This window comes from Chitinivorax sp. B, assembly GCF_005503445.1.
Classification (GTDB): domain Bacteria; phylum Pseudomonadota; class Gammaproteobacteria; order Burkholderiales; family SCOH01; genus Chitinivorax.
This window is the reverse complement of record NZ_SCOH01000028.1, coordinates 49,019-71,582: the sequence shown is the minus strand read 5'-3', so window position 1 is coordinate 71,582 and position 22,564 is coordinate 49,019. Positions and strand designations below refer to the sequence as shown.

Annotated in this window: 23 protein-coding genes; 19 read left to right on the top strand and 4 right to left on the bottom strand. The window is 51.4% G+C overall.

The genetic code is table 11. From position 1 onward, the window contains the following. The first annotated feature begins 534 nt into the window (after window positions 1–534). From FFS57_RS16685 to FFS57_RS16665, 5 genes are all read left to right on the top strand, one after another. Window positions 535–1,428 (top strand): PAS domain S-box protein, encoded by an 894-nt coding sequence (locus FFS57_RS16685; RefSeq protein WP_137938943.1) that lies wholly within the window; start codon window positions 535–537, stop codon window positions 1,426–1,428. Window positions 1,429–1,645: 217 nt separating this feature from the next. Beyond that, window positions 1,646–2,587 carry a complex I NDUFA9 subunit family protein gene (locus tag FFS57_RS16680; protein ID WP_137938942.1) on the top strand — a complete coding sequence of 314 codons (942 nt, stop codon included), beginning with the start codon at window positions 1,646–1,648 and terminating at the stop codon, window positions 2,585–2,587. Between the two features lie 135 nt (window positions 2,588–2,722). Then, window positions 2,723–3,391 (top strand): glutathione S-transferase family protein, encoded by a 669-nt coding sequence (locus tag FFS57_RS16675; protein ID WP_137938941.1) that lies wholly within the window; start codon window positions 2,723–2,725, stop codon window positions 3,389–3,391. Continuing rightward, window positions 3,391–3,843: a DUF2214 family protein gene (locus FFS57_RS16670; protein WP_137938940.1), complete on the top strand. Its 453-nt coding sequence runs from the start codon at window positions 3,391–3,393 to the stop codon at window positions 3,841–3,843. Before FFS57_RS16675 ends, FFS57_RS16670 begins: the two co-directional genes overlap by 1 nt. After that, the gene (locus FFS57_RS16665; RefSeq protein ID WP_249384032.1) at window positions 3,840–4,274 is read left to right on the top strand and encodes a GNAT family N-acetyltransferase; all 435 of its coding nucleotides are present in this window, start codon (window positions 3,840–3,842) and stop codon (window positions 4,272–4,274) included. Before FFS57_RS16670 ends, FFS57_RS16665 begins: the two co-directional genes overlap by 4 nt. Before the next feature lie 36 nt (window positions 4,275–4,310). On the opposite strand, the gene FFS57_RS16660 is transcribed toward FFS57_RS16665, so the two are convergent. The 3 genes from FFS57_RS16660 to FFS57_RS16650 all read right to left on the bottom strand — a co-directional run bounded on the left by FFS57_RS16660 (window position 4,311) and on the right by FFS57_RS16650 (window position 6,995). Next, window positions 4,311–5,162, bottom strand: coding sequence for a substrate-binding periplasmic protein (locus FFS57_RS16660; protein WP_137938939.1), 852 nt, complete (start codon window positions 5,160–5,162; stop codon window positions 4,311–4,313). 99 nt (window positions 5,163–5,261) lie between these two features. Beyond that, window positions 5,262–6,068, bottom strand: coding sequence for a substrate-binding periplasmic protein (locus FFS57_RS16655; protein WP_171014016.1), 807 nt, complete (start codon window positions 6,066–6,068; stop codon window positions 5,262–5,264). 150 nt (window positions 6,069–6,218) lie between these two features. After that, on the bottom strand, window positions 6,219–6,995 hold the full coding sequence (locus tag FFS57_RS16650) for a substrate-binding periplasmic protein (RefSeq protein WP_171014015.1): 777 nt from the start codon (window positions 6,993–6,995) through the stop codon (window positions 6,219–6,221). 186 nt (window positions 6,996–7,181) lie between these two features. Between FFS57_RS16650 and FFS57_RS16645 the strand changes: the two genes are divergently transcribed. The 7 genes from FFS57_RS16645 to lnt all read left to right on the top strand — a co-directional run bounded on the left by FFS57_RS16645 (window position 7,182) and on the right by lnt (window position 13,735). Continuing rightward, window positions 7,182–8,420 carry a multifunctional CCA addition/repair protein gene (locus FFS57_RS16645; protein ID WP_137938936.1) on the top strand — a complete coding sequence of 413 codons (1,239 nt, stop codon included), beginning with the start codon at window positions 7,182–7,184 and terminating at the stop codon, window positions 8,418–8,420. An 8-nt stretch (window positions 8,421–8,428) separates the two neighbouring features. After that, window positions 8,429–9,493 carry a DUF2157 domain-containing protein gene (locus FFS57_RS16640; protein ID WP_137938951.1) on the top strand — a complete coding sequence of 355 codons (1,065 nt, stop codon included), beginning with the start codon at window positions 8,429–8,431 and terminating at the stop codon, window positions 9,491–9,493. A gap of 84 nt (window positions 9,494–9,577) precedes the next feature. After that, window positions 9,578–10,561 (top strand): PhoH family protein, encoded by a 984-nt coding sequence (locus FFS57_RS16635; protein ID WP_137938935.1) that lies wholly within the window; start codon window positions 9,578–9,580, stop codon window positions 10,559–10,561. After that, the gene (locus tag FFS57_RS16630) at window positions 10,554–10,916 is read left to right on the top strand and encodes a YfeK family protein (RefSeq protein WP_137938934.1); all 363 of its coding nucleotides are present in this window, start codon (window positions 10,554–10,556) and stop codon (window positions 10,914–10,916) included. Before FFS57_RS16635 ends, FFS57_RS16630 begins: the two co-directional genes overlap by 8 nt. Before the next feature lie 2 nt (window positions 10,917–10,918). Beyond that, window positions 10,919–11,386 (top strand): rRNA maturation RNase YbeY, encoded by a 468-nt coding sequence (gene ybeY, locus FFS57_RS16625; protein ID WP_137938933.1) that lies wholly within the window; start codon window positions 10,919–10,921, stop codon window positions 11,384–11,386. Window positions 11,387–11,391: 5 nt separating this feature from the next. Further along, window positions 11,392–12,216 (top strand): CorC family transporter, encoded by an 825-nt coding sequence (locus tag FFS57_RS16620; protein WP_137938932.1) that lies wholly within the window; start codon window positions 11,392–11,394, stop codon window positions 12,214–12,216. Window positions 12,217–12,223: 7 nt separating this feature from the next. Then, entirely contained in the window at window positions 12,224–13,735 is a 1,512-nt protein-coding gene (gene lnt / locus FFS57_RS16615; protein WP_137938931.1) for an apolipoprotein N-acyltransferase, read from the top strand. Between the two features lie 8 nt (window positions 13,736–13,743). Here the strand turns inward: lnt and FFS57_RS16610 are convergent, their stop codons facing one another. Then, a complete protein-coding gene (locus tag FFS57_RS16610) occupies window positions 13,744–14,475 on the bottom strand; it encodes a carbonic anhydrase (protein ID WP_249384031.1) in 732 nt (243 codons plus the stop codon). Window positions 14,476–14,838: 363 nt separating this feature from the next. On the opposite strand from FFS57_RS16610, the gene FFS57_RS16605 reads away from it, so the two are divergent. The 7 genes from FFS57_RS16605 (at window position 14,839) to FFS57_RS16575 (ending at window position 22,561) form a co-directional block, all read left to right on the top strand. Continuing rightward, entirely contained in the window at window positions 14,839–15,456 is a 618-nt protein-coding gene (locus FFS57_RS16605) for an XrtA/PEP-CTERM system exopolysaccharide export protein (protein ID WP_249384030.1), read from the top strand. A gap of 78 nt (window positions 15,457–15,534) precedes the next feature. Then, on the top strand, window positions 15,535–17,079 hold the full coding sequence (locus FFS57_RS16600; RefSeq protein WP_137938929.1) for an XrtA system polysaccharide chain length determinant: 1,545 nt from the start codon (window positions 15,535–15,537) through the stop codon (window positions 17,077–17,079). A 34-nt stretch (window positions 17,080–17,113) separates the two neighbouring features. Continuing rightward, window positions 17,114–18,097, top strand: coding sequence for an XrtA-associated tyrosine autokinase (locus FFS57_RS16595; protein ID WP_137938928.1), 984 nt, complete (start codon window positions 17,114–17,116; stop codon window positions 18,095–18,097). A gap of 12 nt (window positions 18,098–18,109) precedes the next feature. Then, entirely contained in the window at window positions 18,110–19,630 is a 1,521-nt protein-coding gene (locus FFS57_RS16590; protein ID WP_137938927.1) for a TIGR03016 family PEP-CTERM system-associated outer membrane protein, read from the top strand. 15 nt (window positions 19,631–19,645) lie between these two features. Then, entirely contained in the window at window positions 19,646–20,650 is a 1,005-nt protein-coding gene (locus FFS57_RS16585) for an XrtA/PEP-CTERM system-associated ATPase (RefSeq protein ID WP_137938926.1), read from the top strand. A gap of 8 nt (window positions 20,651–20,658) precedes the next feature. Next, complete coding sequence (locus FFS57_RS16580) at window positions 20,659–21,507, top strand: XrtA system polysaccharide deacetylase (protein ID WP_249384029.1); 849 nt, start codon at window positions 20,659–20,661, stop codon at window positions 21,505–21,507. Then, entirely contained in the window at window positions 21,500–22,561 is a 1,062-nt protein-coding gene (locus FFS57_RS16575; RefSeq protein ID WP_137938925.1) for a FemAB family XrtA/PEP-CTERM system-associated protein, read from the top strand. The genes FFS57_RS16580 and FFS57_RS16575 overlap by 8 nt, the downstream gene beginning before the upstream one ends. Window positions 22,562–22,564 lie beyond the last annotated feature (3 nt).

Sequence of the window (22,564 nt, the reverse complement as noted above, 5' to 3'; positions counted from 1 at the left end):
TGCTACTGATGGGGTGCGGCTCCGCCCCCGCACCCCATCAGTAGCATCAGCAGGGCGCAACCAGCCAACTGCCGGGAAAAGCCCGGAAGTGCCTCCATGTCTGTTTCTCCTCTTGTATTTTTTCCGACGCCGGATCAAGTGCTTGCTTGGTTTGGGTGCGCAATACACTGTCAGGCGTACTGGGTATCCGGGTGCGATTTGTGATCGTTCTTGACTGGATACCGTGTTGTATTGTCAGGGAACTATACCGTTGTCCCGGCAGTCGTGTAAACGCATCGGCAAGTGGCGAAGCATGGGCAGTTTGCTATGCTCCATTTAACGAATCTTGATTGCCAAATCAAAAACATGGTGACTCGGCACCGGGTTTCGTCAGCGGGTGGACTTCGCTACCACACCGCTGCCAATGACAGGAAAGTGTGCCTGGGTGAATTGCTGTTTCCGGATGGCGCAGACTGAGGTATTCAGACATGCCTGACTGGCGCCACACATCTTGCTGATTGATCAAACTGACAGGCGAGAAAGGCTGAAAGCATCATGATCTATGCTGCGCAAGACGACTGGGGTGATGACATTGGTTCGGAAGCCATGGGGGATATGGTCCGGCTTCTGGAAAGCATGTTGAATGGCGTGGAATTGGATCTGGTACTGGATGGTATCGTCAGTATGGCCGAGCGACAGGCCAAGGGTGCACGTTGCTTGATATCGTTGGCAGACCCGTTGGCCAAGCGCCTGCGCTTGAGCCGGTCACCTCACTTGCCACTGGAGATGATCCTGGAGCTGGAAGACCTACCGTTTGGCGAAGCTGGTGGTGGATTCGGGCTGGCTGCTGAACGCGGCCAAGTGGTTGCAGCCAGTGAAGTGTTGAATGACCCGAATTGGAAAGCAGTAGCGGATACTTTGGCAGCAGCCGGCTTGCACGGCGCATTGGCCTATCCGGTACTGGGGCCGGCGAAAGAGGTACAGGCAGTGGTGTCACTGTTGTTTCGTGACGCACATGTGGCGCGCTCTACGGAACAGATCATGTTGCGTCGGGTTGCCAAACTTGTGAATCTGGCGATCCAGTCGGAAAACAAGTTCCGTCACTTGCGTGAAAGCGAACTACTGTACCGCACGGTGGTTGAGTCGCTGGAAGTGCCCGCTTTCATCATCCGAGGAGATCGCTTCTGCTATGTCAATCCTGCTATGGAGGCGTTGACCGGCTATACTGCTGGCGAATTGCAGGAACACGTTGCCTGGGACTGGATCGAAGCCCGTGACCGGCAACGTGCTCGTGAAGACTTGATTGGTGTGCAGCGTGGCGAATTGCCGCATGTGCATCAAGCCTATCACTTTCACACCAAACAAGGTGAAGACGTGTGGGTTCACCTGCAGATTCGTCCGGTGCGTTTTCACAATGCCCCGGCAGCACTGGCAATTGGTACGGTTTGACGTGCCATTTTTGGGGTGGCCAGCTTGATTTGGCAGCAAATCATCGGCTTGGTGTGTCTTGCACAAGCCGGTTCACAAGGTGTGGTATCTGACAATATGTCGGCCATATTGGCCGCATTCTGCGTTCAATCAAATGTGTAATGCCTGATACGTGAGCGTAATCATCTGTTGTGGATGGTTTGCTGATGTCTGCGATCAGGGCATGGAGAGGTAGAAATTGGCAACAGCACTCATTATTGGTGGCAGTGGCTTTATCGGACACTTGTTGGCCGCGGCACTGGTTAAGCAGGAATGGTCGGTCATTGTGCCCACTCGTCGTTATGAACGGCAAAAAGCCGATTTGCTGGTCCTGCCCAACCTCCAATTGGTGGAAACCAATGTGCATGAATCCGAGCAGTTGGATGGGCTGGTTGCGCACAGCGACGTGGTCATCAATCTGGTTGGTATCTTGCAGGGTAGTGAGGATGATTTCGAGAAAGCCCATGTAGGCCTACCAACCAAGCTGGTTGCGGCCTGTCAGCGTGCTGGCAAGCGCCGTCTGGTGCACATCAGCGCGTTGGGTGCAAATGAACAAGGGCCCAGTCGGTACCTGAGGTCGAAAGGTCGAGGGGAAAAAGTGATACGTGCATCCGGGCTGGATTTCACCATTTTGCGCCCATCTGTCGTGTTCGGTGAGGGGGATAGCTTCCTGAACATGTTTGCCAAGTTGCAACGCTGGTTCCCAGTATTGCCACTGGCCTGCCCGGATGCTCGTTTTCAGCCGATATGGGTAATGGATGTCGTACAGGCGGTAACCAGTAGTCTGGCCAAGCAGGAAGTCATCGGCGCTACGCTGGAGCTGGGCGGCCCACAGCAATATACACTGCGCGAGCTGGTGGATTATGTTGGCCAGTTGACCGGCCATCGCCGAGCTATCCTTGGTTTGACTGGTGGATTGGCCACTTTGCAAGCCTTGATGCTGGAAAGGCTGCCGGGCAAATTGATGTCGCGCGACAATATTGCGTCGATGAGTGTTCCCAATGTCACGGATGGGGGATTCCCGGCCATGTTGGGTTTTACACCGACGGCGCTGGAAGCGATTGCTCCTGGTTACCTTGCTGATGCCACGCCCCGACGCCGTTACGACCATTACCGCGCCAATCATCAAAGCATGGACTGAAAAGCGTGGATTGAGCGGATCGCATGGCGGATCACACGCTGTGGCATTCGTTTGCTGTAGCGTGTTTCATGCTTTGTTTTTGGCAGACACAGCGGCATAATCCGCAGATAACAATAGCAATGAGATGCCTCCGCCATGTTCAAGCTTGTCATCGGCAACAAGAACTACTCTTCCTGGTCATTGCGCCCCTGGTTCTTGCTCAAGCATGCTGATATTCCATTCGAAGAAATTCTGATTCCGTTGTATGAAACTGATTGGCGCAAACATATCCTGAAATACTCGCCGACGGGTAAAGTGCCGTGCCTGATCGATGGTAAGGTGGTGGTGTGGGAGTCAATCGCCATCTGCGAATACGTCGCTGAATTGTTCCCCGGCTGTTATCTGTTACCCAAAGACCCGGCCATGCGTGCCGAGGTGCGTTCGGTCAGTGCGGAAATGCATTCGGGTTTTTACAATCTGCGTAAAACCATGCCGATGAATGTGCGCAAGCGTTTTCCTGGCCACGGCCGCACGCCAGAGACGTTGGTTGATATTCAGCGCATTACTGAAGTCTGGAACAGTTGCAGGGAACGTTTTGGCGACCGTGGTCCTTACCTGTTTGGTGAATTCACCGTTGCCGACGCCATGTTTGCCCCGGTCTGTACACGTTTCGTGACCTATGGCGTCGAACTGCCGGAGCCTGCTAACAGCTATATGCAATACATGCTGAACACGCCCGCCATGAAGGAATGGTGTGCTGGCGCCTTGACCGAGGCCCATATCATTGCGCATAGCGAAGTCGAAGACGAGCCTGGGATGGTGTAATGCTGTTGAATGCGATTTTGGCTTGGCTGCATTACATTGGGTTTGCAGCCATGCTGGCGTGCTTGGCACTGGAGCACCGGCTGTTACAACCGACAATGGCCCGTGCCCAGCTGCGTGCGGTCGGGCGCATCGATCTGCTCTATGGTATTTTGGCTGGCCTGCAGATTGCTAGTGGGGTGATTCGCATCTGGCTGGAAAAAGGCCCTGGCTATTACCTGCACAATGGTTTGTTTCATGCCAAGCTGAGTTTGTTCGTGGTAATGGGATTGATCTCGCTGTACCCAACCATTCAGTTCATTCGGTTGGGGCGTGCCAGTCATACCGATACCGTGACAATTCCGACAGCCACCGCCAAGCGGATGGTCATGATCGTTCGCACCGAACTGGCTTTGCTGATGGCGATCCCTCTGTTGGCAACTATGCTGACACGGGGCGTTGGGATGCCATCATGAAATGGCAACGTGATGGTTTTGAAGTCGATACCGACCCGGCACGGATGGATTTGCGCGTAGTGCATGATTTCATCGCCAATCGCAGTTACTGGGCGCGCAATATCCCGTTCGATACCTTTGAACGTTCCGTCACGCATGCATTGTGTTTCGGCGTGTATGCTGGTGACCGCATCATCGGTTTCGCCCGGTTGATCACTGACCGTGCCACCATTGCCTACTTGGGTGATGTGTTCATTCATGAGGGCTTTCGCGGCAAAGGCCTGTCGAAGTGGCTGATGGATTGCATCACCGCTCATCCTGAGTTGCAGGGTTTGCGCCGCTGGATATTGGCTACACAGGATGCGCATGGCTTGTACGAGCAATATGGTTTCCGGTCATTGGCGGCGCCCGAACGTTTCATGGAGAAATGCCCGCCGATTCCATATGGTTGAGCCGTGTATCTGCACAGTGAGTTGAGTGCATGCGTGCTACGGCAGCAAGCGGTCTGCACCCTGTACGCCTTCCATCTGTCGGTTGTACAAGGCTCGAAAGTCATCGCTCAGGCGAATTTGTTCCACCAGATTCCATAACTGTGTTGCATGCTCACGTTGTTGTTGGGCAAATGTCTGGGACAGGATCAGGAAATAAGGTTTTTGCATCACCAGCTTGCCAGTGCGTTCAATCTTGCCGCGCCATGCCAGTTGTGCATCAAGGTCTGATGCATTAAGTGGATTGATCAATACACCAGCAACCCGGCCAAGTACCAATTTCTGCAATGTATCCTGGGCTGATTTGGCACCATCGTCGACCTTCAGACCCATCTGGCGCAGGTGTTCCACGATTGAATATCCTTGTTGCGCGCCAAGTGGACCTTCCAGGTTCAGAAATTGTTGGCCATCCCACTCGACCCGTGTGCCGATGCGTCGTACCAGTACATAACCCAACAGGTACATCCGTTTATTGGTGTCCAATGTGCCATCGGCTTTACGTGGGTAGGCTAGCGATAAAGCTCTTTCCGTTGAATGGCTGCCACTGAGCACCCCGTCAAACTGTCCTGATTCAGCCAGTTTCAAACAACGTCGCCAGGGCATGGCGACGTATTCGAATTTGAGAAAAGTCGCTTTCGCCTCCAGTCGTGTCATCATGCCGAATGCCAGCTCGCGGGTATTGCTGGATGCGAGCTCTTCGTTGTAGCACAGCTTGAAATGGCGTGGTTCGGCAGCGTGAGTCCAGAGCGGTAGCCCCAAGGCAAGCATGGCAACCCAAGATCCGTGCTGATGTGGGACGCATGTCATGGCAATCGGCCCATTCTGGAAACCTGCTTTTAGAATAGTCAGCATGGTCACTTACCGCATGCGTGACAAGATCGACGCAAGCCTGTCTGTCATGGCTGGCAGTGGCTATCAAAGCGTGACATATCAGAAAAGGACTGTGCTAGTTCAAGGTGAGGGCGGTTCAGCCCCGTCCAACCCCCCCATTTGTCGTCCGTAAAGTGATTGAAAGTCGCTGCTCTGGCGAATCTGTTCGGTTAAAGTCCAAAGTTGTTTTGCCAATTCAGGGTGATTCTGGGCAAACGCTTGGGACAAGATCAGGAAGTACGGCTTTTGCATGACCAGTTTGCCAGCGCGTTCGATCTTGCCACGCCAGGCCAGATGCATGCCCAGGTCAGAAGCATCAAGTGGGTTGATCAGCACACCGGCGACACGGCCGATCATCAGTTTTTGCAAGGTATCCTGTGCGGATTTGGCACCGTCATCCACGGTCAGACCTTGGGCTCGTAAATGTTCGACAATCGAATATCCCTGCTGTGCCCCAAGAGAACCATTCAGGTTCACGAACTGTTGACCATCGTAGCTGATATTGCTACCTACCTTTCGCACCAGCACATAGCCTAACTCGTACATTCGTTTGCTGGCATCAAGGCTGCCATCTGGTTTATAGGGATAGGCCAATACCTTGGCACGTTCCGGTGAATGACTGCCACTGACAACGCCATCAAGCTGGCCGGTTTCTGCCAATTTCAGACAGCGTTTCCACGGCATGGCGTTGTATTCAAACTTGATGGAAGGTAACCTGGCTTCCAGTCGAGCCATAACACCGAAGGCAAGTTCACGGGTATTGCTGGCAACGAGCTCATCGTTATAACAAAGACTGAATTTGGCTGGCCAAGGCGCAGCCTGCGCGCTGGCTGTCAGTAGTGAGAAAAGGGGCAATGCTCGCCTGATCCAGTGAAATACGTCCTGCATGCTTGGCATTCCGAACATCTTTCCTTACTAACGTGATGGAATGGTAACCAACTGCATGGCGAGCGGATAAAGCAAGTTGTTGTCATGTAAGTGATACCCATCATGGTGATCACCGCTATATTGGTTGACCCGGGTCATTTTTTCGTTGAATCACGGGGTTGGGTTATCCACACCGTCCAGACCACCCATATGGCGACTATAGTGTGTCTGGAAGTCAGGAGTCATCCGAATCTGTTCGGTCTGATTCCAGAGTTGCTGAGCCAAATCCGGGTATTTCTGAACAAAAGGCTGTGATAGCACCAGGAAATACGGTTTCTGCATGACCAACTTACCGGTCCGTTCAATCTTGCCTCGCCAAGCCAAGTGCATGCCCAGGTCCGAAGCATCGAGTGGATTGATCAATACGCCAACGACACGACCAGTCACCAGCTTTTGAAGGGTATCCTGTGCGGATTTGGCGCTGTCATCCACGGTCAGGCCCTTGGCTCGTAAATGCTCAACGATTGAATAGCCCTGTTGCGCGCCCAATGCACCATTCAGATTCACAAAATTTTGCCCGTCATAGGTGATATTGGTGCCAACTTTCCGTACCAGTACATAGCCCAGCTCAAACATTCGTTTGCTGGCATCCAGACTGCCATCCAATCTGTAAGGGTAGACCAGTACCTTGGCCCGTTCAGGGGAGTGACTGCCACAGATTACCCCATCGATCTGCCCGGTTTCAGTGGATTTCAGGCAGCGCTTCCATGGCATGGCGTTGTATTCAAATTTAATACTCGGAAATTTGGCTTCCAGGCGAGACATCATCCAGAAATGCAATTCGCGGGTGTTGCTGGCAACCAATTCATCGTTGTAGCACAGGCTCAGCTTGACGGGCCAAGGCGCAGCCACAGCGCTGACCGTCAGTAGCGTCAGAAGGGTCAACACTCGACCGATCCATTTCAGTATGAACCGCATGGTTTCACTCGGATGATTCCACTACTTTATATGTAGCATAGTGAAAGTAGCCAGACGTTTAATTTTTCACTGACATCTCCAAATGCATTGAGCCTGCCGCCTGATGTGAATTCGCGACATAATGTAGTGGTATCAAGATTGAGTGATTAGGCGACGATGCAGATTTATATGGTAGGTGGGGCAGTGCGTGACCAGTTATTGGGCCTGCCTGTCAAAGATCGTGACTACGTGGTGGTCGGGGCGACCCCCGAACAGTTACTGGCCAAGGGTTTCAAGCCAGTGGGCAAGGATTTCCCGGTGTTCCTGCACCCGGATACACATGAGGAATATGCGCTGGCGCGTACCGAGCGCAAAACTGCACCAGGCTATACCGGCTTTGTTTTTCATACTTCGCCGGATGTCACTTTGGAGCAGGATCTGGCACGGCGTGATCTCACCATCAATGCTATTGCACTGGACGACCAGGGACGGCTGATTGACCCATTCAATGGTGTGGCCGATTTGCGTGCAAATATCCTGCGCCATGTCTCTGATGCCTTTGTTGAAGATCCAGTTCGTATTCTCCGACTGGCCAGGTTTGCTGCGCGGTTCGGTTTCCAGGTGGCGCCTGAGACGCTGGCCTTGATGCAGGATATGGTCTCGGCAGGAGAAGTGGATGCGTTGGTGCCGGAAAGAGTTTGGCAAGAGCTGGCCAAGGGACTGATGGAAGCCCGACCGTCTCAGATGTTTCTGGTTTTGCGGGATTGCGGTGCCTTAGCCCGTATTCTGCCAGAGCTGGACCAGCTTTTCGGTGTGCCACAGCCGCCTGCCCATCATCCAGAAATCGATACCGGTGATCATGTGATGCGGGTTGTGGACTATGCGGCGTCAGAAAAAGCTGCTTTGGCAGTGCGTTTTGCCGCATTGATGCATGACCTGGGTAAAGGTACTACTGACCCGGCACTGTGGCCACGCCATCATGCTCATGAGGAGCGAAGCGTAGCATTGGTTGAGGTTGTCTGTGGTCGTCTCAAAGTGCCTAATGATTGCCGAGACCTTGCCAAACTGGTGGCTCGACATCATGGCAACGTTCATCGTGCCAAAGAACTGCGCCCGGGCACCATTCTCAAATTGTTGCAGGCCTGTGACGCCTTTCGCAAGCCGGATCGCTTCCAGCAAGTGCTACAGGCTTGTTTGGCTGATAGTCGAGGCCGCCTGGGGTTTGAAACCCGAGATTATCCACAGGCACAGTGGCTGAGCACGGCATTCATGGCCGCCGTTGCAGTGAATGCTGGCGATATTGCTGCGGCCTGCATCGACAAGGCAATGATCCCGCAGCGTGTGGCACAGGCGCGTGTTGAGGCAATACGTCATGTACTGAATGTGCCAATTGATGAAACAGGTGAAACAGCATGAGCCACCTTATCCCGTTGCCGCGTAAACAAGCGAAAATCGTGCAGCAAATGATTGATGACTGGCAAGCTGGTGATGTGGTTGATGTGGCTACCGCCGAGCGGCTACGGCAGTCGATTCAGCCGATTCCATTTGATTGGCAGCGACTGGCCAAATATGCAATGTGGGGTGCGATTGCCTGTATCGTGATTGCACTGGGTGCGGTAGTAGCGGACGAAGCATTGCTGGTTTTGTTCAAACTGTTTTTCGATGCACCAGACTTGGTTAAATGTGCTGCCCTGCTGGGGATTGCAGCAGGTTTCTTCCATTGGGGATTGAGCCGTCGCCGCAACAAACCGGATCGCATCTACACCAACGAAGCGTTGTTCTTTCTAGGTGTCATCATGGTGGCTGGAGCAATTGGCTGGTTCGGCAAGGCGATGGATTCAGGTAGCGGCCACTTCTCGTTATTGCTGCTGATGGCTGCAGTTGTCTACTGCATGTTGGGGCTTTTGTTTCCTTCCGTCTTGGTCTGGGTGTTCGGTCTACTGGCCCTGGGGGCTTGGTTTGGCGCCGAGACTGGCTATGTATCAGGCTGGGGAGCCTATTATCTGGGCATGAACTATCCAACCCGGTTTGTTCTGTTTGGTTTGGCATTGTTGGCGGGTGTGTGGTTGATGCAGCGGTTGCCACGCTTGCATGCCTTTACGGGGAGCACCAAGGTGATGGGGTATCTTTATACTTTCGTTGCGATCTGGATCATGTCCATTTTTGGTAACTATGGTGACCGTTATAGCTGGCACAATGCGGGGCAACTGGAATTGTTCGGGTACGGTGTGCTGTTCCTGTCTGCCTCGGCGGCAGCTATATGGCACGGCCTTAAATACGACGACAGCGTGAGTCGTGGCTTTGGCATTACTTTCCTGTTCATCAACCTGTATACCCGATTTTTCGAGTATTTCTGGGAGGGGACACACAAGGCGATATTCTTTGCCATTCTTGGGGTCAGCTTATGGTGGTTGGGGAGCCATGCCGAGAAAGTCTGGCAGGCTGATGTATTACGTCGCTTGATTGCAAAAGCGCCTGCAGGTGAGTGATTCTGCCCGTAGCGGTTACTCTCCGTATCAAAAGCGCGTAAAATGCAGGCATTTCCTTGTAAGCGGTAGATCAAATCTCTCCTGATGAATACCTCTCTCGACGTGGCGTTTACGCCCATCGATAACGCTCGCTTATCCAATCTTTGCGGTGCGCTCGACGAAAACCTGAAACAGATTGAAACTGCGCTGAACGTCAGTATTTCTCGTCGTGGTGAACAGTTTCGTGTCAATGGCAACAAACAGCAGGCCGAGCAGGCAACTGCGCTGTTGCGCAAGTTCTACGCCAAGGCAGAACGACATCTTGATCTGGAAGATATTCAGTTGGGCTTGGTTGAGCACAACAAGGATCTGTCGCCAGACTTGGTGGAAGAGGGTGTGCCGTTGTTGATGACGCGTCGTCCCGATTTGCGGGGCCGTACTCCGCGGCAGGTGGAATATCTCCGGCAAATTCAGTCGCATGACATCACCTTTGGCATCGGCCCTGCCGGAACCGGCAAGACTTACTTGGCCGTGGCATCAGCCGTGGATGCGCTGGAACGCGATCTGGTCAAACGCATCGTTTTGGTGCGGCCAGCGGTGGAGGCAGGCGAAAAGCTGGGCTTCCTGCCTGGGGATCTGGCACAGAAGGTTGATCCCTATCTACGCCCATTGTATGACGCGCTGTATGACCTGATGGGTTTTGACAAGGTCACGCGTTTGTTTGAAAAGACCACCATCGAGATCGCACCGTTGGCTTATATGCGGGGTCGCACGCTGAATCATAGTTTTATCATTCTGGATGAGGCGCAAAACACTACGCCAGAACAAATGAAAATGTTCCTGACCCGTATTGGCTTTGGCACCAAGGCGGTCATCACCGGTGATGTAACACAGATCGATCTGGCCCGTCATCAGAAATCCGGCTTGATCGAGGCACAGAAAGTGCTTGCAGATGTTCGTGGTATTGCATTCCAGTTCTTTCGGTCGGATGACGTGGTACGTCATCCACTGGTCCAGAAAATTATCGATGCTTATGACAAACATTCCAAAGCCAATCAAGATAAAACCGAGAGTGACCGTCATGCTTAAGTACCTATGCCTGTTGGTGGCAGTGGCCGAGGTTTCGCCAGCCCACGCTGCGCTGGATGCTAAGGGGCGTCAGGAAGTCGATGTGCTGTTGAAGCGGGTTGAACAATCGGGTTGCATTTTTGTGCGCAATGATGATCCTCATCCTGCCAAGGAAGCCGCGGACCATCTGCGTTTAAAGTTAGCCAAGGCGGGTGACAAACTGCGTACGGCAGATGATTTTATCGATTATCTCGCTACCAAAAGTAGTTGGACAGGTAAGCCCTACACCCTGCGTTGTGCCGGTAGACCGGACGTGCAGGCTGGGCAATGGTTGAAGGCTGAACTCAAGCAATACCGTACGGGCAGGGCGAATTGATCATGGCAACACCGCAATTGAGTTTATCGGTTCAGTATGCACTGAAGCCGGATGATGTACCGACACGTCACCAGTTTCGCCGTTGGGTTAAAGCTGCGTTGCAGGGGGATGCCGAAGTAACACTTCGCGTGGTGGATAGCGAAGAAGGCCAAACGCTGAACCGTGAATACCGTGATAAAGACTACGCCACCAACGTGCTCACCTTCGTTTACGACGACATGCCGGAAGATGCTGGTTTACCGTTGATGGGCGATATCGTGTTATGTGACCCCGTGGTGCGTCGAGAGGCGCAGGAGCAAGGCAAGGCCCTTGAAGCTCATTATGCACATCTGGTTGTACATGGTGTGCTTCATCTGCAAGGCTATGACCATGAAACAGATGATGAAGCCGAAGGAATGGAGGCATTGGAGACGCAGATTGTCACGAAACTGGGCTACGATAACCCTTATCAAATTAAAGAGGATCAATAAGTTAAATGGACGAGCCCTCGAAACCGAGATGGCTTGAACGGCTCAGCTCGTTGTTGATGCGCGAGCCGGAAGACCGCGAGCAATTACTGGATCTGCTGCACGGCGCGTTTGAGCGCAACCTGATGGATGCCGATGCACTGGCTATGATTGAGGGTGTATTGCAGGTCTCTGACATTCAAGTGCGGGATATCATGATCCCGCGTAGCCAGATGGATGTGATCGATATTGGCGATCCGCCGGAAAAATTCATTCCCTTCGTGATTGAAACTGCACACTCTCGTTTTCCTGTTGTGGATAAGGACAAGGACAACGTGATTGGCATTTTGTTGGCAAAGGATCTATTGCGCTATTACGCAGGGGAAGACTTCAATGTGCGCGACGAGTTACGTCCAGCCATTTTTATTCCCGAATCCAAGCGTCTGAATGTGTTGTTACGTGATTTCCGTACCAGCCGCAATCATATTGCCATTGTGGTCGATGAATATGGTGGCGTTGCAGGCTTGGTCACGATCGAAGACGTAATGGAGCAGATTGTTGGCGATATCGAAGATGAATACGACTACGATGAGCCAGACGACAACATCATGCAAGATCGTGATGGCAGTTTCCGAGTCAAAGCGACAACGCAAATTGACGACTTCAATGAAGTGCTCAAAGCCAAATTGACCGACGATGACTGCGATACCGTTGGTGGTCTGGTGGTCAAGCATTTGGGCCACATGCCCAAGCGAGGTGAGGCTGTCGAATTCGGTAATCTGCGCTTTGAAGTATTGAGAGCAGATAGCCGTCGCGTACATAGTCTGTTGGTGACCCGTTCCAGCGAAACCTGATTTCTCCATGCCAAGACAGCTTCCGTCAACATTGCGACTGGTGATGGCCTTTGTCGCAGGTCTTCTCTGCGTATTCGGTTTTGCACCGTTTTACCTGTTTCCCATTCCGATCATCAGCTATTTGGTGCTGGCTGCCATGTTGGCGGCTGCACCATCGGCAGGTTCTGCCATGGCTACAGGTTATTGTTTTGGACTTGGATACTTTGGTGGCGGGGTTAGCTGGGTTTTTGTCAGTCTGTATGTCTATGGTGGTATGCCGCTCTGGATGGCGGCCTTGGCAACCTTGGGCTTCTGTGCGTTCTTGGCGCTGTACCCTGCCATTGCATGCTGGGTAGGCTGGCGCTTGGGAGGGCATTCCAATCAGGCACGCTATTGGTTGATGGCGACAGGGTTGGCCGCAATGGAGTGGGTGCGTGGCTGGTTGTTCACGGGGTTCCCTTGGTTCAATCCTGGCTATTCCCAAGCACCTTACAGTCCATTGGCTGGATACGCACCGTTATTGGGTGTGTATGGCGTGGCATGGTTGGTGGTCCTGTCGGGTTTTGCCTTGTCAACCATGTTGGCTCGTCAAGTCAGCAAGCAACGGCGATTGACAATGGCTGGTGGCTTGGTTGCTGTCTGGGCTGTGGGCGGGATTTTGTCGACAGTGGAATGGGCTAAACCAGTCGGTGAACCCACTACGGTTGCGCTGATTCAAGGCAATGTGTCGCAAGACCGGAAATTTCTTGAATCTGAGTTGGTCGGTACCTTTGTGCTGTATCGTGACCGGATGCTGGCTTCCCGCGCCAAATTGATCGTGATGCCAGAAACAGCGTTACCGATCTTTCTACATCAGATTCCCAAAGATTACTTGCTGAACTATACCTTGCACGCTCGTTCGTTGGGCGGGGACGTCTTGGTTGGTGTGCCAGAGTGGGACGAGAAGACAGATCAGTATTACAACTCGGTGATCAGTCTGGGTAGCAGCCCTACACAACGCTATCGGAAGTCTCACTTGGCACCATTTGGCGAGTTTATACCGCTTAAGCCGATATTTGGCGTCTTCTATCAATGGTTGAACATGCCATTGTCCGACTTTGGCCGGGGTGATGAACATCAGCAGCCAATGTCAGTGGCTGGGCAACAAGTCGCTGTCAATATCTGTTACGAAGATTTGTTTGGAGAAGAAATCATTCGACAGGTACCGAAAGCAACAGTCCTGTTGAATGTGACGAATGATGCTTGGTGGGGGCGATCGTTTGCTGCTATGCAGCACCTGCAGATTTCCCAGATGCGTTCAATGGAAACGGCCCGACCATTGTTGCGAGTGACCAATACCGGCATCACCGCCATCATCGATCATCGTGGCCATGTCACGGATAACAAGCGGGCACCTTGGTTCGTACAGACTACGCTGACTGGTGAGGTGCAAGGCATGACAGGTCTGACACCCTATACGCGATTCGGTAATCTGCCCGTTGTGTTGACAATGGCGGTTGCCGCGCTGTTGATGGTTTTTCTCGCGCGGTTCCGCCGTTAAATTCTTGATCAGCGAGTGCCGGGGCTGCCAAGTAAATGTCCCCCGGCAATGGACGTCCGAACTTTATCAGGATCGGTTTCACCGTTTACATTGGTGATGACCAATTTGCCAAAACCCATTCCCAAGTCGTTCCGAAAATCATAGAACGCACCAATGACGGCCAATTTGCCTTCACCAGTCAAGTCTTTGAACTTGGCCATCGCCTGTTCAACCTGCTGATTCACGTTCAGTAACACCCCATCCGTCACATCAATTCCTTTTGGAATCTGGATGGTAACTAGCTCTCGTTTGATTGGTTCTTCCAGAGATGAATAGTCGCCACTAGCCGCTTTCACCGCCCCGCACACCGCGTGTCCAATAAAGATCAGCAAGGGAGTATTGAGATGTCGTACACCATATTCCACGGATCCTTCGGCCGTTGCTAACTGGTTGCCAATATTGCGCACCATGAACAGATCATTGTCTGGCGACATATCCATCGCTGGAGTATGCACTCTGGAATCTGAGCAGGTGACGACTGTTGCCCGTGGGGTCTGCTTATCGGCAAATTTCTGGAAGTAGGCTTTGTTCTTGCCGCGCATATAGGCTTGGTTGTCTTTGATCAAGGTGGCAACCATGCCTTTTACCTGCACTACTTCATTGCCGGAAGAGTTATGCGAATCGGAAGATGCATTGGCTGATGTCAATATCGACAAACCAAGTAATGCACCCATTGCCGCACAACGAAGTGCGAGATTCATGAATGGCCTCATTAAGGAAGGGAATGGCTTTTTAGTCTATATCAAGTGGAGCACCATGCGGCGACTCAAGCTATGATTCAGGTATATGAAGATATCTAGTTAACCGCAAATAAGATGCATTGTTTCGAATATTTGTGTGGTATTTTTCTGGTATGTGTCACTGCAAGCCGACATGCTGCAAAGTCCTAAGCAGATGGCATTACAAGGAAATTTCGAGTTTCAGATTATGCTAATATAATATTCGTTGATGAGGTTGCAATGATCTTGTGATAAGCTTCGCAGATTAATCTGGAAGACCTGTTTGCGCTATTGGCATGTGGCTTGCCGTAATCAGGACAGAATTCGACTTTTGGAGACCGTAACATGAAACAAACAGCGACTCTGTTCGCCAGGGTGATGATGCTTCTGGTAGCGATATCAATTATGGCGGGTTGTGCCAGTAAGTTGCCGCCTCCTAAAGCGGATGAGGCTGCACCAAATGTCGAATATCTGATTGGCCCGGGTGATATGCTGAATATTCAAGTATGGCGTAATCCAGAAGTCTCTTCGTCGGTTCCAGTTCGCCCGGATGGAAAAATCACGACGCCATTGGTCGAAGACGTTGTTGCGACTGGTAAGACACCAAGCCAGCTTGCTCGCGAGATCGAAAAGCGCTTGGGCAAATATATTCAAGAGCCGATAGTTACTATCATGGTGACTGGGTTCGTTGGCCCCTTTGCACAACAAATTCGCGTAGTGGGCCAAGCTACACGCCCTCAGACGCTTCCATACCGTCAGAATATGAGTTTGCTTGATGTCATGATTGCTGTTGGTGGAACGACAGATTTTGCAGCGGGTAATCGTGCAAGTATCGTGCGTGTCCATGGTGGCAAGCAGGAATTTGCTGTTCGCATTGATGATTTGATCAAGTCAGGTGACATCAAGGCCAATGTTGACATGCGACCTGGTGATATTTTGATCATCCCGGAAAGCTGGTTCTAACTGTTTGTTGCTATACGTGGTCTGTTTGAGCGTGTTTTTTGTTTTCGCAACCCATGTTGGGTTGCGTGGGAGTAGTTTATGAGCGAGCTTCTGGCGCAGTTGGCCTCCCTGCTTCGCGCGGCGTGGAATTTCCGTTGGTATGCGTTGGCGTCGTCTTGGGTGCTGGCCTTGGGTGGCTGGGTATTTGTCTACACCATGCCGGATCGTTTCGAGTCTTCGGCGCGGGTCTATGTCGATACCCAAAGCATGCTGAAGCCGCTGATGAATGGTATTGCTGTTCAGCCGAACGTAGATCAGCAGATCTCAATCATGAGCAAAACACTGATCAGTCGACCCAATATTGAAAAGGTCATCCGTATGGCGGATCTTGACCTCAAGATCAAGGCGACTGAAGAGAAAGAATCACTGATTGATCGTTTGACCAAACGTATCTCCATTAAATCGACCGGTCGGGACAATCTCTTTGAAATTGCTTACGAAGACACGAAACCTGAGACTGCCCGAAATGTCGTGCAGGCGTTAATGACCATTTTTGTTGAAGGTAGCTTGGGTGATAAGCGGAAGGATGCCGATACGGCCCGCCGTTTCCTGGATGAGCAGATCAAAGCCTACGAACAGAAACTGGTGCAAGCGGAAAACGCATTGAAGGAATTCAAACGTCAGCATATCGGGCAAATGCCAGAGGACGGTAAGGATTATTACAGTCAATTGACTGCAGTTGGTGGAGCCCTGAATCAAGCTAAGCTTGAGCTGGCGGAAGCACAGCGTTCCCGTGATGCAATCAAAAGTCAGTTGGCCGGCGACGAACTGGTTGTAATTACTCCGCAGGGGGATGATGTGACAGGCGTGAACCCCGAATTGGATGCGCGCATTCAGGCGCTGAAAAAGAACTTGGATAGCTTACGCTTGAACTATACCGAGCAGCATCCTGATATCGTTGCTACGAAGCGCATCATTGAACAGTTGGAAGAGCAGCGTAAGCAGGAAGCGAAAACGCGTAAACCCACTGCTTATAACAGTGCGCAAAATCCTGGAATACAGCAACTGAAAATGGCGCTGGTGGACTCCGAAGCCAAAGTGGCTGCTTTGACAGCGCGTGTTGCCGAATACACCAATCGCTACAATCAGTTTAAGGCCGCTGCCAATGCAATCCCACAGGTTGAGGCTGACTTCACCCAATTGAACCGTGACTATCAGGTCAACAAGCAGAATTATGAAAATTTGTTGGCTCGACGTGAATCGGCCCATCTTTCTGGTGAAATGGATGCGAGTGCCAATGTGGTCGATTTTCGAGTGATTGATCCGCCTCGCATGCCTGTACAACCTTCTGCGCCAAATCGTCCGTTGCTAATGGCTGCTGTGCTGGGGGTGGCTGTGGCAGGAGGGTTGGCTGTTGCATTGCTACTGAGCCAGTTGCGCCCAACCTTCAACAGTCGTCGTGAACTTCGAGAAATCACGGGCCTGCCGATACTGGGCAGCATTTCCATGATCTGGACACCAGAGCAACAACGGCGTTCGCGTCGTGGGATCTGGATTTATGCTTCCAGCTATGCAGGACTAATATTGATGTTCGGTGCGGTGATGGCCTTTCAGCACCTTGTACCACGCAGCTTATTGATGTGATGCAGCGGCTGATACCGACATCAGGAGAAGTATTGTGAATCTAATTGAAAAAGCAGCCGCACGTTTTGAACAGAACCAGCCTTTGTCTGCGGATGGGCAATCTGCGGAAGCCTCTGCGGTTGCACCTGCTGGTGCGATTGAAGTACATCACGAGCCGCAATTGATAGAACGGGCAATTGAGCATGATCACATTGCACATGTCGAACCGACACCGGAATTGGTCAAACCCAAAGCGGTTATTGCGGAGCCGATTCAGGAGCGAATTGTTTCCAAAATTGTCGAGCTTGATCTGGCCTATTTGAAATCAAAAGGCATGATCACGCCTGACGAAGATAAAAATCAGTTGGCTGAAGAGTTCCGGTTGATCAAGCGCCCGCTAATTACCAATGCAGTGGAGGCAGACAGTTCAGATCGTCATCGCAATCTGATCATGGTGACCAGCTCGTTGCCAGGTGAGGGAAAGAGTTTCTGCTCAATGAATTTGGCACTCAGTATCGCCATGGAGCGTGATCGTCGCGTCATGTTGGTAGATGCAGATGTAGCCCGTCCCTCCATCTTGAATTATCTGAATCTGCGGGCAGATCGTGGCTTGATGGATCTACTATTGGATCCCAAGCTGCCAATGTCTGATGTGCTGTTACGGACAAATATTGATAAGTTGTCGATTCTACCCGCGGGGCGCGGTCATAAGCATGCTACGGAATTGTTGGCAAGCGCCGCCATGCGTAATCTTCTGGATGAAATGGCCCAACGATATCCGGATCGGATCATCATTTTTGACTCACCTCCCTTATTGGTGACCACTGAGTCGCGCGAACTAGCATCACATATGGGACAGATCGTGATGGTGGTGGAAGCTGGAAAAACCAGTCAGGATGCAGTCAAGGAGGCTTTGCGTCATCTTGAGGGATGCGACATTGTCAACCTACTGATGAACAAGGGCGCGATGACCGCTTTGGATGGTTACGGTTATGGCTATGGTTATGGTTATGGCTATGGCCGTGATGGCAAGGCCTGAAGCGAGGAGCGAATGAGCGTCAAATCGGGTCGATGGCAGCCATGTATCCTGAGTTTTCTTATCTCTACATTGTTTCCCGCTATTGCAAACGGTGCTGCATGGGATGTAGAGATGCGTGTGCCAACGTCAATCGGCTATACCGATAATGCAGATCTGGCCGGTAGCTCTGGTGAGCGAAAAGATGATTGGTTCTTGCGTGTTCAGCCCGGATTTTCCGCCCGTGCAATTGGTTCACGGCTGAAACTCAACACCAATTACGCGTATTCCCATGAACGACATCAGAACGATCGCCAGGGAAAGTCGGGGAACCATCAGCTGTCTAGTAATGCATCATTGGAATTGATCGATAACTGGCTGACGCTTAATGGTACTGCTGCCATCAGTCAAATTGCCCGTGATTCGACAAGTGCTGTTGGCATTACCAATTCCAACAAGGATGATATCCGGTCTTGGTCGTTGGGCCCTTATGTACACCAGCGTTTTGGTAATGCCTTGACCATGGACGCTAGCGTGGTCCGGAACGGCGTCCGATCATCAGGGCGAAATGCTCGTGCGACGGATGGCGATGGAACGCGTGCGGATTTGACTGTCGTGTCAGGTCTGGGGTTCAACAATGTCAATTGGGCATTCTCACTGCAAGATAATCGCTTCGATTACATCAGTCGCTCAGATACGCATGACAAACGTGGCTCGGTAAGAACCACGTTGACGATGAGTCCGATGTTGCAACCTTACGTGACATGGGGATATGAAAAGCTGAAAGATGACTTGCTTCAATCGAAACCATCCAGCAAATATTGGAATGCAGGTGCCATCTGGTTGCCGACCGCACGTACTACCCTGGATGCAAACATTGGGCGCCGTTATTTCGGTAATACCAGTTCGGTGTCATTTAGTCATCGCACCCGCGCATCCACTTGGCGCATTTCATATGTCAAAGATTTGACCACCTCGAATCAGGATTTTCTGATTCCACAGGTAATTGATACGCGTGCATTTTTGGATAGCCAATTTAAAAGCCGCTACCCGAATGATGCAGAGCGAGCTGCACGAGTCAATGCTTTCATGCGCCTGAATGGGTTGGGAGATCGCGCTGAAGTGGAAGTTCCGTTTTCCACCAATCGCCGCTTTCTTGATCGTAATTTAAATGTCAGCGTTGGTTTACGCGTTTCTCGCTCGGATCTATTGCTGAGTTATCAATGGCGTGATTCCGATGCAGGCAAGGTGAGTTTGCCTGGCGAAGGTATTCAGGATATTGGGGAACATCGACGTACTCAAACTGCCAGTTTCACATGGGGCCTACCTGTAGGCAAACGTACCTCATTAAGTCTGGGTACCATCTGGTCTCGTAATCAATTTATCGACAACGGCCTGGACGACCGCACGCTGACTTATCGGGCTGGTCTCAATTACCAGATCGCTCGTGATCTGATCGGCGCTGCTGAAGTTCGCCGCACCCAACGTGATGCGAATGATGATGTTCGCGACTACACCGAAAATGCAGGCTTGCTGACGGTAACTGCTCTCTTCTGATTGGTTGATAGTCTTATGTATGAAGCTTATTACGGCTTGCAGGCCAAGCCTTTCCAACTGAGTCCTGATCCATCCTTCTTTTTTGGTAGTAAGGGGCATAAACGGGCCATGTCATACCTGGAGTATGGTTTACATCAGGGGGAGGGGTTCATCATCGTTACAGGCGAAATTGGTGCTGGAAAAACTACGCTGGTACGCCACCTCTTTCGTAAGCTCCCGGTCGATAAGATTATCGCAGCTCATTTGGTTAGTACCCAGCTGGATTCAGACGACATTCTACGCATGGTGGCCGCCGCATTTGGATTACCAGGCATTGACGGTAACAAGGTGGCAATACTACGTCTTATTGAAGACTTTTTGCGCGACTGTGCATCGAAGCAAAAGCGGGTTTTGTTGGTCGTGGATGAAGCGCAGAATCTCACTGCGAAGGCAGTAGAGGAATTGCGAATGCTGTCCAATTTCCAGGTGGCTGAAAAACCGCTTCTACAGAGTTTTCTGTTGGGACAGCCGGAATTTCGTGACACCTTGCGTGGTGAAGACTTGTTGCAGCTTCGTCAACGTGTCATTGCTTCCTACCATTTGGGTGCAATGGATGAAGCAGAAACCCACGACTATATTGAGTACCGTTTACAGACTGCTGGCTGGCAGCGTGGTGTGTTGTTCACTGATGAAGCCCATCATGCAATCTATCAGTTTAGTCGTGGTATTCCACGTATGATCAATACCTTGTGTGATCGATTGCTCTTAATGGGGTTCCTCGACGAATTGCAACAGATAGGTGGTGTACAGGTTGAGCAGGTTATTGATGATATGCGTCAGGAAATGGCATTTGTTGACCCTGACGAAGCAATCAAACCTGTCGGCAGGCCGGCTCGTGTGGCCGCCAATACGCAGCTGGCAATCGAACTATTTGAGCAGCGCCTGAACAAGATTGAGGATTCTGTCAGTAACGTATTGAAACTTTCTCGTCAGATTCTGGATTTGGCGTCAGTGAAACGCATCATTGAAGAAAAGCATTGAGCATGGCCATGGCAGGTTTGCGTAACGCGATGACCATTGATGTCGAAGATTATTTCCAAGTTTCGGCATTTGAACACCATATTGCCCGTGATAGTTGGGACAAGTTGCCTTGTCGTGTCGAGCGTAACATGGACGTGATTTTGGGCTTATTGGCCCAACACGGTACCCAGGCAACTTTCTTTACCTTGGGGTGGATTGCCGAACGCTATCCGCACCTGATCCGGCGTATTGTAGCCGAAGGCCACGAGTTGGCGAGCCATGGGTATGAGCACTTGCGCGCATCTGATCAATCTCCTGCTGAGTTTACGGATGATGTGACAAGGGCAAAGAAGCTGCTGGAGGATTTGGGCGGGATTGAGGTCACCGGCTATCGCGCACCCAGTTTTTCGATTGGTGCTGGAAACCTATGGGCGCTGGAAGCTTTGAAAAAGGCTGGTTATTACTACAGCTCCAGTATTTATCCTGTAGCACGGGATCATTATGGTATGCCGGATGCACCGCGTTTCGCCTATCTTCCTCCTGCGGGGCAGGGGTTGTTGGAAGTGCCGCCGACAACCGTTCGCATGTTCAATCGCAACCTACCTGCTTCTGGCGGCGGTTTTTTTCGACTGTTTCCATACCATGTGTCACGCGCTTTGATTGAACGTGTCAATCGCGTGGATGCCAAGCCAGCCATTTTTTATTTGCACCCATGGGAGGTTGATCCTGAGCAACCGCGTCAACAAGGGATTAGTTTTAAAACCCGGGTCCGTCACTATCTGAATCTTTCACGTACCGAGGTACGTTTGGCCCAATTGCTGCAAGATTTTCAATGGGGCCGTATGGATCGCATTTTTCTGGAGGGTGCGCATGAATGATATGTTACGCACCAATGCCATGTCAGAACAATTGACTGTGCGCGAAATGTCCGCTGATGATGTTGCCCGTTGGGACACTTTTGTCGAACAATGTCCTGAAGCAACCTTTTTTCACCGAGCGGGTTGGAAGCGGGTAATTGAAGGTGCATTTGGTCATCGTTGCCATTTTTTGTTGGCAGAACGTGCTGGGCAGATCGAAGGTGTATTACCACTTTGCCAGGTCAAAAGTCTGCTTTTCGGTAACTCGTTGGTGAGTTTGCCATTTTGCGTTTATGGTGGTGCGGTGGCTCGTTTTGATGATGTGCGAGCCAAGTTGGATGAGGCAGCCATTCAGCTGGCCCATCACAAGGGTGTAGATCATCTGGAATATCGTAGTGAACGGGCTTGCCATCCAGATTGGGCTCACAAGGATCTTTATGTCACTTTCCGTAAAGAGATCGATCCTGATGTTGACGCCAATATGCTGGCCATCCCGCGCAAGCAGCGTGCCATGGTGCGGAAAGCTATCAAATTTGAACTGCAAGGTCAGCTGGACGATGACGTAGAGCGTTTTTTTACCGCCTATTCCACCAGCGTGCATCGTCTGGGAACACCCGTTTTCTCGAAGCGATACTTCAAGTTATTGCGTGAGGTATTTGGCCGGGATTGCGAGGTATTGACTATCGTGCAAGGCGATACACTGGTAGCAAGTGTGCTGAGTTTCTACTTCCGTGATCAGGTTCTGCCATATTACGGTGGTGGTATGGATGTCGCACGTGATGTTGCAGGCAATGATTTCATGTATTGGGATTTGATGCGGCGGGCTTGTGAGCGGGGTCTGAAGGTTTTCGATTTCGGCCGTTCAAAAATCGGCACTGGTGCGTTTGATTTCAAGAAGAACTGGGGTTTTGAGCCGACACCATTACAGTATGAGTATCATCTGATCAAAGCTACCTCAGTACCGGATCACAATCCACTCAATCCCAAATACCAGATGTTCATCAAGGCGTGGCAGCGTATGCCGATCCAGTTGGCCAATATGATTGGCCCACATATCGTCAAGAACCTCGGTTGAAAA

Excerpts from the sequence above, each read along its gene's own strand:
- FFS57_RS16630 (WP_137938934.1), top strand. The coding sequence starts at position 10,554 with ATGCTTAAGTACCTATGCCTGTTGGTGGCAGTGGCCGAGGTTTCGCCA.
- FFS57_RS16590 (WP_137938927.1), top strand. The coding sequence starts at position 18,110 with ATGAGCGTCAAATCGGGTCGATGGCAGCCATGTATCCTGAGTTTTCTT.
- FFS57_RS16610 (WP_249384031.1), bottom strand. The coding sequence starts at position 14,475 with ATGAATCTCGCACTTCGTTGTGCGGCAATGGGTGCATTACTTGGTTTG.
- FFS57_RS16605 (WP_249384030.1), top strand. The coding sequence starts at position 14,839 with ATGAAACAAACAGCGACTCTGTTCGCCAGGGTGATGATGCTTCTGGTA.
- lnt (WP_137938931.1), top strand. The coding sequence starts at position 12,224 with ATGCCAAGACAGCTTCCGTCAACATTGCGACTGGTGATGGCCTTTGTC.
- FFS57_RS16585 (WP_137938926.1), top strand. The coding sequence starts at position 19,646 with ATGTATGAAGCTTATTACGGCTTGCAGGCCAAGCCTTTCCAACTGAGT.
- FFS57_RS16635 (WP_137938935.1), top strand. The coding sequence starts at position 9,578 with ATGAATACCTCTCTCGACGTGGCGTTTACGCCCATCGATAACGCTCGC.
- FFS57_RS16670 (WP_137938940.1), top strand. The coding sequence starts at position 3,391 with ATGCTGTTGAATGCGATTTTGGCTTGGCTGCATTACATTGGGTTTGCA.
- FFS57_RS16655 (WP_171014016.1), bottom strand. The coding sequence starts at position 6,068 with ATGCAGGACGTATTTCACTGGATCAGGCGAGCATTGCCCCTTTTCTCA.
- FFS57_RS16620 (WP_137938932.1), top strand. The coding sequence starts at position 11,392 with ATGGACGAGCCCTCGAAACCGAGATGGCTTGAACGGCTCAGCTCGTTG.
- FFS57_RS16660 (WP_137938939.1), bottom strand. The coding sequence starts at position 5,162 with ATGCTGACTATTCTAAAAGCAGGTTTCCAGAATGGGCCGATTGCCATG.
- ybeY (WP_137938933.1), top strand. The coding sequence starts at position 10,919 with ATGGCAACACCGCAATTGAGTTTATCGGTTCAGTATGCACTGAAGCCG.
- FFS57_RS16685 (WP_137938943.1), top strand. The coding sequence starts at position 535 with ATGATCTATGCTGCGCAAGACGACTGGGGTGATGACATTGGTTCGGAA.
- FFS57_RS16580 (WP_249384029.1), top strand. The coding sequence starts at position 20,659 with ATGGCAGGTTTGCGTAACGCGATGACCATTGATGTCGAAGATTATTTC.
- FFS57_RS16665 (WP_249384032.1), top strand. The coding sequence starts at position 3,840 with ATGAAATGGCAACGTGATGGTTTTGAAGTCGATACCGACCCGGCACGG.
- FFS57_RS16675 (WP_137938941.1), top strand. The coding sequence starts at position 2,723 with ATGTTCAAGCTTGTCATCGGCAACAAGAACTACTCTTCCTGGTCATTG.
- FFS57_RS16645 (WP_137938936.1), top strand. The coding sequence starts at position 7,182 with ATGCAGATTTATATGGTAGGTGGGGCAGTGCGTGACCAGTTATTGGGC.
- FFS57_RS16575 (WP_137938925.1), top strand. The coding sequence starts at position 21,500 with ATGAATGATATGTTACGCACCAATGCCATGTCAGAACAATTGACTGTG.
- FFS57_RS16600 (WP_137938929.1), top strand. The coding sequence starts at position 15,535 with ATGAGCGAGCTTCTGGCGCAGTTGGCCTCCCTGCTTCGCGCGGCGTGG.